13 protein-coding genes are annotated in these 13,849 nt (G+C 74.6%); 4 read left to right on the plus strand and 9 right to left on the minus strand.

All coding sequences use genetic code 11. The annotated features are described in order from the left end of the window. Positions 1-80: 80 nt before the first annotated feature. Genes H7344_RS15525 through H7344_RS15535 form a run of 3 tightly spaced genes read left to right on the plus strand, consistent with a single transcriptional unit; the run spans position 81 to position 2,858 of the window. On the plus strand, positions 81-530 hold the full coding sequence (locus tag H7344_RS15525) for a hypothetical protein (RefSeq protein WP_186346916.1): 450 nt from the start codon (positions 81-83) through the stop codon (positions 528-530). A gap of 7 nt (positions 531-537) precedes the next feature. After that, entirely contained in the window at positions 538-1,518 is a 981-nt protein-coding gene (locus H7344_RS15530) for a hypothetical protein (protein WP_186346917.1), read from the plus strand. Next, positions 1,515-2,858: a hypothetical protein gene (locus tag H7344_RS15535; protein ID WP_186346918.1), complete on the plus strand. Its 1,344-nt coding sequence runs from the start codon at positions 1,515-1,517 to the stop codon at positions 2,856-2,858. Before H7344_RS15530 ends, H7344_RS15535 begins: the two co-directional genes overlap by 4 nt. Positions 2,859-3,068: 210 nt before the next feature. Here the strand turns inward: H7344_RS15535 and H7344_RS15540 are convergent, their stop codons facing one another. The 3 genes from H7344_RS15540 to H7344_RS15550 all read right to left on the minus strand — a co-directional run bounded on the left by H7344_RS15540 (position 3,069) and on the right by H7344_RS15550 (position 5,893). Next, positions 3,069-3,347, minus strand: a complete 279-nt coding sequence (locus H7344_RS15540) for an HU family DNA-binding protein (protein ID WP_186346919.1) — start codon at positions 3,345-3,347, stop codon at positions 3,069-3,071. 208 nt (positions 3,348-3,555) lie between these two features. Next, positions 3,556-5,004: a vWA domain-containing protein gene (locus tag H7344_RS15545; protein WP_229706977.1), complete on the minus strand. Its 1,449-nt coding sequence runs from the start codon at positions 5,002-5,004 to the stop codon at positions 3,556-3,558. Between the two features lie 7 nt (positions 5,005-5,011). Then, the gene (locus tag H7344_RS15550) at positions 5,012-5,893 is read right to left on the minus strand and encodes an AAA family ATPase (RefSeq protein WP_186346920.1); all 882 of its coding nucleotides are present in this window, start codon (positions 5,891-5,893) and stop codon (positions 5,012-5,014) included. A gap of 142 nt (positions 5,894-6,035) precedes the next feature. On the opposite strand from H7344_RS15550, the gene H7344_RS15555 reads away from it, so the two are divergent. After that, on the plus strand, positions 6,036-6,407 hold the full coding sequence (locus tag H7344_RS15555; RefSeq protein WP_186346921.1) for a hypothetical protein: 372 nt from the start codon (positions 6,036-6,038) through the stop codon (positions 6,405-6,407). Between the two features lie 20 nt (positions 6,408-6,427). Here the strand turns inward: H7344_RS15555 and H7344_RS15560 are convergent, their stop codons facing one another. The 6 genes from H7344_RS15560 to H7344_RS15585 all read right to left on the minus strand — a co-directional run bounded on the left by H7344_RS15560 (position 6,428) and on the right by H7344_RS15585 (position 13,784). Then, positions 6,428-6,952: a gamma carbonic anhydrase family protein gene (locus tag H7344_RS15560; protein WP_186346922.1), complete on the minus strand. Its 525-nt coding sequence runs from the start codon at positions 6,950-6,952 to the stop codon at positions 6,428-6,430. A 43-nt stretch (positions 6,953-6,995) separates the two neighbouring features. Beyond that, complete coding sequence (locus H7344_RS15565; RefSeq protein WP_186346923.1) at positions 6,996-9,374, minus strand: ATP-binding cassette domain-containing protein; 2,379 nt, start codon at positions 9,372-9,374, stop codon at positions 6,996-6,998. 120 nt (positions 9,375-9,494) lie between these two features. After that, positions 9,495-10,148, minus strand: a complete 654-nt coding sequence (locus H7344_RS15570; RefSeq protein ID WP_186346924.1) for a hypothetical protein — start codon at positions 10,146-10,148, stop codon at positions 9,495-9,497. Between the two features lie 28 nt (positions 10,149-10,176). Next, positions 10,177-11,415, minus strand: coding sequence for a calcium-binding protein (locus tag H7344_RS15575; protein WP_186346925.1), 1,239 nt, complete (start codon positions 11,413-11,415; stop codon positions 10,177-10,179). A 57-nt stretch (positions 11,416-11,472) separates the two neighbouring features. After that, positions 11,473-12,318 (minus strand): HpcH/HpaI aldolase/citrate lyase family protein, encoded by an 846-nt coding sequence (locus tag H7344_RS15580; RefSeq protein WP_222130747.1) that lies wholly within the window; start codon positions 12,316-12,318, stop codon positions 11,473-11,475. Between the two features lie 8 nt (positions 12,319-12,326). Next, entirely contained in the window at positions 12,327-13,784 is a 1,458-nt protein-coding gene (locus H7344_RS15585) for a dihydroorotase (protein WP_186346926.1), read from the minus strand. Between the last annotated feature and the right edge of the window lie 65 nt (positions 13,785-13,849).

Raw genomic sequence — 13,849 nt, forward strand, 5'->3', positions numbered from 1 at the left:
GCGTTTCGGGACAGGACCGTCCGGGAATGCGACCGGCAGCCGAGGCCCGGCCTCCTCGAGCGGCCCGGCGAGGAGGACCGATGTACGGCGACACCGACGTTATGCGCCGACGGGTGGACCAGCTGCGCGAGCAGGCCACCGACCTGCGGCAGCTGGCCGACCAGCTGGTCGCCCGCACCGAGGGCACCGGGTGGACCGGACGGGCGGCCGCGTCGCTGTCCGACCGGGTCCGCGAGCGCGCCGCCCGGTTGCGCGAGGCCGCCGCCGGCCACGACCGGGCTGCGGACTCCCTCCAGGCGCACCTCCAGGAGGTCGACCGGGTCAAGGACGCCATCGCCCAGCGCGAGCGCAAGGCGCTCGGCCTCGTGACGGACGCCCGTGCGCGGGTCGCGCGCGTCGAGTCCCAGGCCGCGGCCGACCCCGCCGGCGTCACCCGCACCGCCGACCCCGGCGACCAGCAGCTCGCCGCCTTCGACCCTCCCCCGCCCGGCCACCGCGACTGGCTCGGCGTCCACCTCCCCGGACTGTGAGGCACCCGTGACCCTCGTCGACCTCAGCGCCCCGCCGCCGACGCCCGAGCCGACCGCCGGGCTGCTCGATGCCCTCCCCCGACGGGTCGCGCTCACGCTGCCCGAGCTGCGGTGCGCGGCCGCGCACGCCGGTGACGCGCCGCTGCCCTTCGAGGTCCGCGAGCCCGCTGGTGGCCCCGGTGGCGGCACAGGCACCGGCCAGGGCGGCCTCGAGTCGCGCCTGGGCCGCTCGCGCGGGTCCACCGACGACGAGGCGTGGGCGACGGTGATGGCCGCGCTGCACGAGCCGATCGCCTCGCTGGACCGCCGCGGGCTGCTGGTCGACGGCGCGCTGGACGAGGGCCTCGCCGGCGCGGTCGGCCTACTGGCCGTCCCGGACGTCGCGCTCGACCTCGACGTGGCCGTGCAGACCCCAGGCGGCCCGCTGCGTGCCCGCGCCTGGCACCGGCAGGCCGGCGGCGCCGTCGCCACGCTGTCGACGCTCGACGGGGTGGTCTTCGAGCTGGCGTGGTTCTCCGCCGAGCACTGGCCCGCCGAGCTCGCCCGGGTCCCCGTGCTCCCCGAGGAGCACGGCGCGGGGCGCACGACCGTGCCGGCGCACGTCGACCTCCCCTACGAGCTCGCGGACGCCGCCGCCGAGGCCGTGCGGTCCTCGCGGCCCGACCTGCTCGCGGTGCTCGCCGACCAGCAGGCCGCGACCGTCCGCGGCGCGGAGGGCACGACGTACGGCACGGCCGAGGTGCTGGACCTGCTCACCGGCCTCAGCGGCGAGGCGCAGGGCCGGCTGCGGGCGATGGTCGCCGACACCTCCGGCGGGACGACCGACGTCGTCGGCGTCGTGTCGTGGGTGCTGCTCGGGGACGGGTGGCACGCGCTCCGGCCCTACCGGGACCGGACGAGCGGCGAGGCGCGGGTGGAGGTACGGCGGGTGGAGCCGGCCGACCTCGGTCCGCTGCTGGCGCCGGTGCTGGCGGAGGTGACCCGGTGAGCGACGCCACGCCGCCGGCCGGGGCACCCGAGGAGGAGCCGACCGTGCCGCGGGACGCGGTGGAGGCGGCGGACCTGGCCGACAAGTACGACCGGATGACGCGGCTGGCCGCCCTCTTCGAGGCCGCCGGCGAGGAGGCGCGGGCCCGGGCTTCGCTGGGCGCGGAGATGCTCGGCGACCCGGCCGTCGCGGACTCCGCCGAGGTGGCGCAGGGGACCTGGTCGGAGGTCGAGCGCGACGTGCTCGCCGCGACCGGCGACAAGCACGGGCTGCTCGCCCGCTCCGCCGAGCTCGACGCCGACGCCGTCGTCGTGCGGGCCACCGTGGCGACCTACCGCTGGATCGACGAGCTGGCCGAGGAGGCCTCGCGCACGATGGGCGCGATCGCCGGTCGGGCGATCGGCTACCTCGCGCCGGAGGTCGCCCTCGGCGGGCCGGTGGTGAGCGCCGGCCTGATCGAGACCGACGCGCTCGACCGCGACGGCGTGGCGGCGTACCTCTCCGAGCTGGCGCAGGAGCACCCCGAGCTGCTCGAGCACGTCTCCGGCCGCGGCGGGCTGCTCGACGGGCTGTCGATGCGGTCGTTGCTGACCGTCGGCCTGCTCGCCGGGGAGACCGGCAAGGCGGCCGCGCGCGGAGGCCTGCGCGCGCTCGGGATCGACGAGCTGCGCACCGACCTCGGCGCGGCGCTCCGCGACGTCGCGGGCGGCGTGGTGACCGACCCGGCCGAGGCCCCCGTCGCGGAGGGTCCGGTCGTCGGGGGCGCGCCGCGGGGGCTCGCGGGGCTGATGACCGCGCTCGAGGAGGTCGCGGCGTCCGTGGCCGTCGAGCGGGTCGGCGAGAGCCGCTACATCGCCTACCTGCCCGGTCCGGGCGGCGGCGGGCGCCGGCTGCGGCTCGTCAGCGGTGACCCCACGCCGTACGCCGTCCAGGTGGTGCGCGCGGTCGAGGCCGCCGTCGCCGAGGACCCGGCCGCGCGGGTGATGCTCGTCGGCTCCGCGCAGGGCGGAGTGACCGCGGCCGAGGTGGCCGCCGCCGCGCCGTCGTTCACCGTCGAACAGGTCGTGACCGCCGGCGCTCCGGCCGCCCAGACCACCCGGGTGCCCGAGCCGACCCGGGTGCTGGCGCTCGAGGACCGCGCCGACCCTGTCGCGCTGCTCGGCTCGCTGCTCAACCTCGAGACGCCGAACCGGCTCACCGTCGTCTTCGACGCCGCCGCGGTCGACCGCTCCGCCGACAGCACGTACGTCGCCGGGGGCCGTGCCGCCGACGCCGCCGAGCACCCCGCGGTCCGCGCCGAGCTCGACCGGCTCGCCTCGCTGGGCTACCTCATCGGCTGACCCGGGCGGGTCGGTCGGGTCGTGAGGTTCATCGGCGCCCCGATGAAGCTGCCGGTCCCCCGATGAAGCTTCATCGGGGAGCCGTGAGGTTCATCGGCCACCCGATGAACCTCACGGCTGCCGCGACCACCGCGGGCCCGACGACGGGAACGACGAAGGGCCGGACCCCGTGAGGGGTCCGGCCCTTCGGCCGTGGTGCGGGGGCAGCGATCAGCTGCCGGAGACCGCCGACTTGAAGGCGGAGGCGGCCTTGAAGGCCGGCGCCGTGGTGGCGGCGATCTCGATGGTCTCGCCGGTCTGCGGGTTGCGGCCCTGGCGCGCCGAGCGCTCGCGCGACTCGAAGGTGCCGAAGCCGGAGATGCTGACCTTGTCGCCGGCCGCGACGGCCTTGACGATGCTGTCGAGGACGGCGTCGAGGGCCTTCTCGGCCTCCTTGCTGCCCAGGCCGGTCTGCTCGGCGACGGCGTCGCGCAGCTGTCCCTTGTTCATGTGATGCTCCTGTTCGTCAGGTCTGCGGGGGTCGTGCCGTGCCGGCCCGGCGAAGGGCCCGGCGGCACGCCCGGCGGCCTGCGCGTGGTGCCGCAGGCTCGTCCGGCGCTCCGCAGGCTAGCCGCACCACGGCGTCCGCGCGCATCCGCGGCCCCCGGAATGCCGGGCGTGTCGCGCTCCGGACCCCTCCCGGGACCTCGCTCGGGCCTCACAGGATGTCGTGCACGAACTCCCCGAGCTGGGTCAGGTTGCGGCACTCGACCATCGGCACGACCGCCCCGTAGCGGGACGCCGCGGAGTCGCCGTTGTCCCAGTGACGACGGTGCTCGGGGTTGAGCCACCACGCGTGCCGGATGCCGCCGACGAGCTCGGACAGGGTGTCGAGGGCCAGGTCCGAGTAGTTCGACCGGGCGTCGCCGAGGACGAGCAGCGAGGACTTCGGACCGAGGGCGTCGGCGTGGTTCTCGGCCAGCTTGGTGATCGCGCGGCCGTAGTTCGTGCGTCCCCACAGCGCCGCGTGGGACGTGCTCGCCGCGAGGTCGGTCATCACGTCGACGACGTCGGCGCCGGGCTTGAAGTGGTGGGTCACCTCGTGGACGTGGTCGATGAACGTGAACGCCCGGACCTTCTGGAAGTGGTCGCGCAGCGCGAAGACCAGCAGCAGCGTGAACTGCGCGAAGTTCGCCACCGACCCGCTGACGTCGCACAGCACCACGAGCTCGGTGCGGTGCGGCCGCTTCGGCTTGTGGTGGGTGGTGAGGGGGACGCCGCCGGTGGAGACGGAGGCGCGGACGGTCCGCCGGAAGTCCAGCGGGCCGCGCCGCTGCGCGTGGTGCTCCTTGGTCAGCCGGGTCGCCAGGCGCCGCGCGAGCGGATAGATCTCGCGCCGCATCTCCTCCAGGTCCGAGCGGCGGGCGGAGAGGAAGTCGAGCCGGTCGATGCTGGGCCGCAGGGCGACGTTGGCGACGTGCTCGGGTCCCTTCTCCTCGGCGATGCGCCGGCGGGCGTCGTCCTCGACGCGGTGCGTGAACGCGCCGATGCGCCGGCCCGCGGTGCGCTCGGCCTCCTCGTCGGTGCGGCCCTCGGCGAGCAGCCCGGCGACGAGCTGGTCGACCAGCTCGCCCGGCGAGACCCGTTGGAGGGCGGTGTACGCCGACCAGCTGGACAGCCCGGGGCCGCGGCCCGGCATCGCGCCGAACGTCGCGACCATCTCGGCCGCGAGGTCGGCCAGCGCCTGCTGGTCGTCGGCGGCGAGCGCCTCGGCCAGCCTCTCGCGGAAGTCCCGCAGCGCGTCCGCGCCGTCGCGGACCGAGAACTCCTGGCCCGCGGCGTCCGGCCCGTCGCCGGTCGCCTCAGCCGCACCGGTGCCCGCGGCGCCGGCCCCCGAGCCGACCATCCGCGGGAACCAGAGGTCGAACAGCGCGTCGAAGGTGGGTCGCTGCGACTGCTTCTTGACCAGCGTGGCGGCGTACGCCGCCTGGACCGTCTGCCGGCTCCCCCACTGCACCGCCGAGAGCGCGGCGACGGCGTCGAGGTCCTCGGCGAGCGAGACCGACAGCCCCGCGGCGCGCAGCGCCTCGAGGAACGCGATGTGCCGGTCGAGCAGGCCGCTGCTGCTCTGGCTGCCGGTCTGCCTGCCGGTCTGGTAGCCGGTCACCGGGCGTTCACCGGCGCAGCCGCAGCTCGCGGACGGCGCGGTCGTGGTCGGAGGCGTGCTTGAGGACGACACCGAGGGTGTCGGCGATCGCCTTGTCGTCGAGGTCGCGGATCTCGAGCGCGATGAGCGTGCGCGCCCAGTCGACGGACTCCGCGATGGACGGCGCCTTCTTCAGCTCCAGCTCCCGCAGCCGGGCCACCGTCGTGACCAGCTGGCCGGCGACGCGCTCCTCGAGGTCGGGCACCTGGCTGGAGACGATCTCGCGCTCCCGCTCGGCGTCCGGGTAGTCCAGGTGCAGGTAGAGGCAGCGGCGCTTGACCGCCTCGGAGAGCTCGCGGGTCGCGTTCGAGGTCAGCACGACGAACGGGCGGCGCACCGCCGCGACCGTGCCGAGCTCGGGGATCGTGACCTGGAAGTCCGAGAGCACCTCGAGCAGCAGGCCCTCGACCTCGACGTCGGTCTTGTCGACCTCGTCGATGAGCAGGACCGTCGGCTCCTCGCGGCGGATCGCCGTCAGCAGCGGCCGGGTCAGCAGGAACTCGTCGGTGAAGATGTCGTCGTGGGTCTCGTCCCACGTGGCGGCATCGCCGGTGGCCTGCGTGGCCTGGATGCGCAGCAGCTGCTTCTTGTAGTTCCACTCGTAGAGCGCGCGGGCCTCGTCGAGCCCCTCGTAGCACTGCAGCCGGACCAGCTCCGCGCCGCTCGCCCGGGCGACCGCCTTCGCCAGCTCGGTCTTGCCGACCCCGGCCGGCCCCTCGACGAGGAGCGGCTTCTCCAGGGCGCCCGCGAGGTACGCCGTCGTGGCGGTCGCCGGGTCGGCGAGGTAGCCGGTCGCCGCCAACCGCTCGGTCGCGTCGTCGGGCGAGGAGAACCAGTCGGCCGTCGTCATGCCGGCCATCCTCGCCCATCGCCCCCGGCGTGGCCCGGTCCAGAGATCTGTCTCACGTGCGGCCGGCGGACGTGACCGCCTTCGGGGCGGGTCGTTGTCCAGGCGTACCTGTCCCATCCCCCACCGGCAGCGGGAGTCCGCGATGCGCACCACCACCAGGCGAGGCCCGTCGCGGGCGCAGGTCTCCTCGGCGCTGCTGGCCGTCAAGGCCGCCGTGCTGGGTGCGGTCCTCGCGCTGACCGTGACCGCGGGCATCACCGCCTCCGGGACGACCGCCACGCCGGACGCGCGGCCGCCGGTGTTCACGATGGACGCCTCCGCCCAGGTGGTGCAGCAGGTGATGAGCAAGCACAACTGCTCGAGCACCGGGTTCGCCCCCGGCACCCAGCCCGACTCCGCCCTGGTGCGCACCACCCGCGGCAAGCTGCGCGTCGTCAGCTTCGACCGCGGCTGGGACGTCTTCACCGGCCGCTCGCCGGGCCTCCTCGTCGCCGTCTGCCTCGGCCGCCCCTGACCTGCCGCACCCTCTCCTGCTCAGGCGGGGCGGGCGGTGGCGGCGTGCCGCTTCGCCAGGTCGGCGTAGTACGGCGCGTTGGTGTCGACCCAGAACTGCGAGGACGTGCCCTCGATCGGCTTGGTCGCCTTGCACGGGACGCCCGCGGCGACGACGCCCGGCGGGATCTCGGCGCCGGGCGTGACCACGGAGCCCGCGGCCACCAGCGTCCCGGCGCCGACCTTCGCGCCGTCGAGCAGGGTCGAGCCGTTGCCGACCAGCGCGCGCTCGCCGACCTCGGTGCAGTGCACGACGCAGCCGTGGCCGACGGTCGCGTCCGGTCCGACGGTCAGCACCTGGTCCGGGCCGGCGTGCAGGACGCTGTTGTCCTGGATGTTGGTGCCGGCCTTCACCACGATCCGGCACACGTCGCCGCGGAGCACCGCGCCGTACCAGACGCTCGCGCCGGGCTCGATCGTCACGTCGCCGATGAGGGTGGCGGTGGGGGCGATCCAGGCGTCGGGGTGCACGTCCGGGCGCTTGCCCTCGAACTCGAAAAGGTTCACGTCGCTCATCCCACACCACCCCGCCGAGGAGGTGCGAACCGGCTCAGGCCCCGACGTACGCCGCGAGGTGCTGGCCGGTGAGCGTCGAGCGGTCGGCGACGAGGTCGGCGGGCGTCCCCTCGAAGACGACGCGGCCGCCGTCGTGCCCGGCGCCGGGGCCGAGGTCGATGATCCAGTCCGCGTGCGCCATGACGGCCTGGTGGTGCTCGATGACGATGACCGACTTCCCGGCGTCGACCAGCCGGTCGAGCAGGCCGAGCAGCTGCTCCACATCGGCCAGGTGCAGGCCCGTGGTCGGCTCGTCGAGCACGTAGACGTCGCCCTTGTCCGCCATCTGCGCGGCGAGCTTGAGCCGCTGCCGCTCGCCTCCGGAGAGCGTGGTGAGCGGCTGGCCGAGGGTCAGGTAGCCGAGGCCGACGTCGGCGAGGCGGGCCAGCACCTTGTGGGCGGCCGGCACCCTGGCCTCGCCGTCGGCGAAGAACGCCTCGGCCTCGGCCACCGACATCCTTAGCACCTCGCTGATGTCGCGCCCGCCGAGCTTGTGCTCCAGCACGGCCGGCTGGAACCGCTTGCCGTCGCAGTCCTCACAGGTGGTGGCCACCCCGGCCATGGTCGCGAGGTCGGTGAAGATGACGCCCGCACCGTTGCAGGTCGGGCAGGCGCCCTCAGAGTTGGCGCTGAACAGGGCCGGCTTGACCCCGTTGGCCTTCGCGAACGCCTTGCGGATCGGCTCGAGCAGACCGGTGTACGTCGCCGGGTTGCTGCGCCGGGAGCCCTTGATGCCGCTCTGGTCGATGGCGACCACGCCCTCGCGGCCCGCGACCGAGCCGTGCACGAGCGAGCTCTTGCCGGACCCGGCCACGCCGGTGACGACGACCAGCACGCCGAGCGGCACGTCGACGTCGACGTCGACCAGGTTGTGGGTGCTCGCGCCGCGCACCTCCAGCGCACCGGACGGCGTACGCACGTGCTCCTTGAGGGAGGCGCGGTCGTCGAGGTGGCGGCCGGTCAGCGTGCCGCTGGTCCGCAGGCCGTCGAGGGTGCCCTCGAAGACGATCTCGCCGCCCTCGGTGCCGGCGCGCGGGCCGAGGTCGACGACGTGGTCGGCGATCGCCATCGTCTCGGGCTTGTGCTCGACGACGAGGACGGTGTTGCCCTTGTCGCGCAGCTGGAGGAGCAGCTCGTTCATCCGTTGGATGTCGTGCGGGTGGAGGCCGACGGTCGGCTCGTCGAAGACGTAGGTGACGTCGGTCAGCGAGGAGCCGAGGTGGCGGATCATCTTCACCCGCTGCGCCTCGCCGCCCGACAGCGTGCCGGAGGGGCGGTCGAGCGAGAGGTAGCCCAGCCCGATCGCCGCGAACGAGTCGAGGGTGTGGCGCAGGCCCTGCAGCAGCGGCGCGACCGACGGCTCGTCGAGGTCGCGCACCCACGCGGCGAGGTCGCTGATCTGCATCGCGCAGAGGTCGGCGATGTTGCGACCGCGGATGCGCGAGGAGCGCGCCTCCGGAGCCAGGCGCGTGCCGTCGCACTCGGGGCAGGTGGCGAAGGTGACGGCACGCTCGACGAAGGCGCGCACGTGCGGCTGCATCGCCTCGACGTCCTTGGACAGGAAGGACTTGTGGATCGAGGGGATCAGCCCGAGGTAGGTCAGGTTGATGCCGTCGACCTTGATCTTGGTGGCGTCCTTGTGGAGCAGGTCGTCGAGCTCGCGCTTGCCGTAGTCCTTGATCGGCTTGTCGGGGTCGAAGAAGCCGCAGCCGCGGAAGATCCGCCCCTGCCAGCCGTCCATGCTGTAGCCCGGGATCGTCAGCGCGCCCTCGTTGAGCGACTTGTTCTCGTCGTAGAGCGCGCTCAGCGCTATGTCGGAGACCGCGCCGCGGCCCTCGCAGCGCGGGCACATGCCGCCGAGCCGGTTGAACGTCGCCTTCTCGGTCTTGCTGCGCCCGCCCTTCTCGACGGTGATCGCGCCGGCCGCGCGGACCGAGGGGACGTTGAAGGAGTACGCGTTCGGCGGGCCGATCTGCGGGTCGCCGAGCCGGCTGAAGAGGATCCGCAGCATCGCGTTGGCATCGGTGACCGTGCCGACCGTCGAGCGCGGGTTGGCGCCGAGCCGCTCCTGGTCGACGATGATCGCGGTGGTCAGCCCGTCGAGGACGTCGACCTCCGGGCGCGCCAGCGTCGGCATGAAGCCCTGCACGAACGCGCTGTAGGTCTCGTTGATCAGCCGCTGCGACTCTGCCGCGACCGTGCCGAAGACCAGGGAGCTCTTGCCCGAGCCGGAGACGCCGGTGAACACGGTCAGCCGCCGCTTCGGGATGTCGACGCTCACGTCGCGCAGGTTGTTGACCCGCGCGCCGCGCACGCGGATCAGGTCGTGGGTGTCGGCGGGGTGACTGCCGTCGTGGGTGGTCGTCGCGGTCATGGATCTCCGTCCTCGATCGGGCAGGGCCAGCATGTCGGAGACCACCGACAGCGACCACCGACCTGTTGCCGGTCGGCGTGCTGACCGCGCGGGCGGCCCGGGCTCATCGGTCCGGACCCGTCAGGAGCCGGCGGCGACCCGCTCGGCCAGCCGGACGGCGGCGGTCAGCACCAGGTCCGCGGTCTCCGGGTCCGTCACGGCCTGCTCGGGCACGAGCCCGCCGAGCAGCGCGGCCGGCTGGGTGAGCCAGGCCCACACCCGCCAGGGATCCATCCTCGCGGCCAGGAGCGGCTCGAGGACCGGCGCGAGGTCGGGGCGCAGCTCGCCCTCGCCGGTGAGCTGGAACGCCGGCACGACGCTGCGCTCGTCGACGGGCACCACCAGCAGTCGGTGGGTCGAGGCGGCCTTGTGCACCGCGAACCGGGTGGCGTCCACCGACGTGCCGCGGACCTCGGCCAGGGCCGCGTAGTCGAACGTCGGCGTCGCCAGCAGCTCGGCCCGCAGCCGGGCGTGCCGCCGCAGCACCACCAGCGCGACGGGCACGGCGTGCTCGGGCTCGGTGCCCTCGTTGCGCAGCAGCCGCTCGACGTCCTGGAGCTGCGCGAGCGAGAGGTCCTGGCCGGTGCCGGGGTCGATCCAGCGGGCGGCGCTGCCGGCACCGCCGTCGCGCCGGAACGTCGGGAGGCCGGCCTCGGTCAGGTGGCCCTCCAGCCCGAGCCGCTCGATCCAGGTCGCCAGCTCCTCGCCGAGCGTGGCCCGCTGCTCCTCCGTCACGGGTCCCAGCCTGCCGCATCGGGCCGGGTCAGCCGCAGTCGCCGACCTCGAAGGAGCGGCACCGGTCGGCCCGCGACCCGCGCAGCACCCGGTCGGTCCCGGCACCGCCTCGCAGCACGTCGGCGCCGGGCGAGGCCGTGACGCGGTCCCACCCGCCTCCGAGCCGCGCGTCCAGCGGGCCGGTCGCCTGGCCGGCGTCGACCACGTCGCGCGTCGGCGAGCCGCGATAGGTCCACCCGGCGCCGTACCAGAGCTCGAGCACCTCGGCTCCGGCGTACGCCGCCGTGCCGGCCGCCGTCGCGACCGTGCCGCGCCGCGCGTCGACGGCCACCTGCCGGGCGTGCTGCCCGCGGCCGCCGAACAGGCGCAGGGCGTCCTGGCCGCTCCCGGCGTCGAACCGCCACCCGCCGGCGTCGACGCGGACGTCGGCGAAGTCGTCGCCGCCGCCGAGGTCGACCACGACCGGCTCGGCGCCCAGCGCTCGCACGTAGTCGGTGCTGTCGGTGCCGGTCACCCGGTCGCGCCCGCCGTGGCTCACCACGGTGTCGTACCCGCCGGCCACCGTCGGGCCGAGGTCCACCCGGTCGTCACCGTCGCGGTCGGGCGCGCCGGCCGGGTCGGTCCGGACGCGGTCGGTGCCTGCCCCGGTCTCGACGGTGTCGGACCCCGCGCCGGCTTCGAGGAGGTCGTCGCCGTCGGTGCCGACCACGGTGTCGTCGTGCGACGACCCCTCGAACGTGACCGGCTGGCCGGCCACCACCAGTCGGTCCCTGCCCTCGCCGGTCACGGTCGCCGCCGGCAGGTCGATGCCCACCGGCGTCACGGAGCCGGCGTACGTCACCCGGTCGGGGACTGCAGCCCCGTCGCCGTCGGGGTCGGCGCCCGGGTCGAGCAGGTCGTCGCCCGGCCCGCCGGCGAGGGTGTCGCCGAACGTGTCGACGGTGCGCGTGCGCTCCTCGCGGTCCTGGCCCCCGTGGAGCCGGTCCTCGCCGCGGCCGCCGCTCAGCACGTCCGCGCCCTCGCCGCCGCAGACGACGTCGTCCCCGCCCCGCCCGTCGACCACGTCGTCACCGCCGAGCGCGGCGATCACGTCCGGCCCGGGCGTCCCGGTGATCGTGTCGGCCGCCGGCGTGCCGACGATGGTCGCGGTCAGACCGCGGCAGGTCGGCGGCGGTGTGGCCCGGGTCGGAGCGGCCTGGGCCGGCGCCGGCGCGGCGAGGGTGACCAGGAGGAGCGTGGGTGGGAGGAGGGCACGGGCGGTTCGCATGCCTCGTACGACGCCGGGCGGGCCCGCCTGGTTCGCGGGTCCGGCGCCCGCCCTCGGTCAGGCCAGGCCGGCCCGGGCGAGCACCCGCCGCGCAGACCTCACCACCGCGAGGTCGACGAGCCGTCCGTCGCTCGTGACCGCAGCGCCGAGGCCGGCCCGGTCGGCCCGGTCGAAGACCTCCACGATCTCGCGCGCCGAGGCCAGCTCCTCCGCTGACGGGGCGAGCGCCATGTGCACCACCGCGACCTGGGCGGGATGGATGAGGGTGCGCCCCGTGAAGCCCTGGCGCACCAGGCGCTCGGTGGAGCGGCGCAGCACGTCGTCGTCACCGAGCCGGGTCTCCACCGGCCCGACGGGTGCGGCCAGGCCGGCGGCCGCCGAGGCGAGGACGACGGCGAAGCGGGCGGGCCAGAGCTCCTCACGCTCGGCCCCGGGCGAGATGCCGAGGTTCGCGGCGAGGTCGGCCTCGCCGAGGCCGAGCCGCACGACCCGCGGGGCGCGGGCGACAGCCGCGACCTCGTCCAGGCCGTGGGCGGTCTCGAGGAGACCGATCACCTGGACCGAGCCAGGGGGCAGGCCTGCGCGGTCCTCGGCGGCCGGCAGCAGGTCGTCCACCCGGGCCAGGAGGGTGGGCTCCGCACCCGGCACGACGACACCCGTCGTGCCGGGGCGGACGGCCGCCGCGACGTCCTTCTCGAGCGTCCGCGCGTCCACGCGCACCCACCACTCCGGACCGTCGGGGCGGTCGTGCCGACCGACCTCGAGCCGGGCCGCCTCCTTGCCGGCCGGGGCCACGCCGTCCTCCAGGTCGAGGACTACGGCATCCACCCCGCTGGCGGCGGCCTTCGCGAACCGCTCGGGCCGGTCCCCCGGGGCGTAGAGGTAGGTGCGTGCCGCGCTCACGGTCGGGGTCAGGCCCGCTCGAGCGGACGACGCAGGTATTGGCCGACCGGCTCGCCAACGACCTCGCCCGCCTCGAGGACCTGCTGCCCGCGCAGGAAGGTGTCGGTCACCCGCGCCGTCATGTCGAAGCCCTCGAACGGCGTGTACTCCTGGGTCGACTCCGAGTCCGCCGCGCGGACCGTCCACGAGACGTCGGGGTCGACGAGCGCGATGTCGGCGTCGAACCCGACCGCGATCGCGCCCTTGGTGCGCAGGCCGAAGCGCTTCGCGGGGTTCCCGGAGACCAGCGCGGCCATCCGGCCGAGGGACAGGCCGCGCTTGGTGCCCTCGGTGACGAGGCCAGCGAGGAGGTACTCCGTGCCGCCGAAGCCGGACTTGGCCACGAAGACGTCCTCGCGGTCCTCGCCGAACTTCTTCTCGTCCTTGCAGCAGGCGTGGTCGGAAACGACCCAGTCGATGCTTCCGTCCAGGACGTACTCCCACAGCGCCTCGACGTCCTCGCGAGGGCGGATGGGCGGGTTCACCTTCGCGCCGACGTCCGCGGTGGTGATGTCGGCCAGCAGGTGACCGATGGTGACCTCGCGGCGGAAGTCGATGTGGGGGAACGCCGTCGACATGCGCAGCGCCGCGTCCACGGCTTTGCGGGAGGTCAGGTGGAGCAGGTTGATGGTCGGCAGGCCGGTCTCGTGCGCCAGGTACGACGCGATGCTGATGGCCAGGCCCTCGGAGTGCGGGGGCCGCGACTCGTGGTACGCCTCGAGACCGGTGAGCTCCCCGGCGCCCTCCACCAGCTCGGTGTAGGCACGCATGATCTCCGCGGTCTCGCAGTGCAGCGAGAGCGAGATCTCGTCGGCGATTTCCGGAAACTGCTCGCGCGCGCGCTGGATGCCGCGCATGACGAACTCGAAGTGCGCGTAGTCGTAGCGCTCGCCCTCGGGGATCATGAGGAAGGAGTTCTGGTCGGCGGAGCGGCCGTGCAGGCCGTGGCTGCCGTAGAACATGAAGACCTTGAACGACGTGACGCCGTGGTCGCCCACCAGCGCGGGAATCTCCTCGATGTGCTTCTTCATCATCGGCGCGAGGTGGAAGGCGTAGTCGACGTGCGCCCGGCCCTCGGTGGCCCGCAGGACCTCGGGGAAGAACTCCGCGTACTCCCCGCCCTTGTTCAGGTAGTACTGCCCGGTGCGCATGTAGGTGATGCCGGTCGTCACCCCGCCCTGGGCGCACGCGCGGCTCTCGGTGAGCGCGTCCTCCGACAGCGGGTTGTAGATCCCCCAGTGCTGGTGGGCGTCCACGACGCCGGGGAACGCGATCTTGCCGCCGCCGTCGACCACGCGGGTGCCGGCGACGGGCTCGATGCCCTCGCGCAGCTCGGTGATCCGGCCGTCGGTCACGGCGACGTCGAGCGCCTGGGGCTCGTCGTGGTCGGGGGCGACGACGCGGACGTTCTTCAGCAGCAGGTCCATCAGTTCTCTCCTAGGTAGCGACCGGGTAGCGACGGGTGGGGCCGGGTGGGGCCGGGAGCGGCGGG

The organism is Nocardioides deserti, assembly GCF_014266025.1.
GTDB lineage: Bacteria > Actinomycetota > Actinomycetes > Propionibacteriales > Nocardioidaceae > Nocardioides > Nocardioides deserti.

Bases quoted from the DNA above. Each gene is read 5' to 3' on its own strand.
- H7344_RS15525 (WP_186346916.1), top strand. From the start codon at position 81: ATGTACGGCGACACCGACGTTATGCGCCGACGGGTGGACCAGCTGCGC.
- H7344_RS15540 (WP_186346919.1), bottom strand. From the start codon at position 3,347: ATGAACAAGGGACAGCTGCGCGACGCCGTCGCCGAGCAGACCGGCCTG.
- H7344_RS15550 (WP_186346920.1), bottom strand. From the start codon at position 5,893: ATGACGACGGCCGACTGGTTCTCCTCGCCCGACGACGCGACCGAGCGG.
- H7344_RS15555 (WP_186346921.1), top strand. From the start codon at position 6,036: ATGCGCACCACCACCAGGCGAGGCCCGTCGCGGGCGCAGGTCTCCTCG.
- H7344_RS15565 (WP_186346923.1), bottom strand. From the start codon at position 9,374: ATGACCGCGACGACCACCCACGACGGCAGTCACCCCGCCGACACCCAC.
- H7344_RS15575 (WP_186346925.1), bottom strand. From the start codon at position 11,415: ATGCGAACCGCCCGTGCCCTCCTCCCACCCACGCTCCTCCTGGTCACC.
- H7344_RS15585 (WP_186346926.1), bottom strand. From the start codon at position 13,784: ATGGACCTGCTGCTGAAGAACGTCCGCGTCGTCGCCCCCGACCACGAC.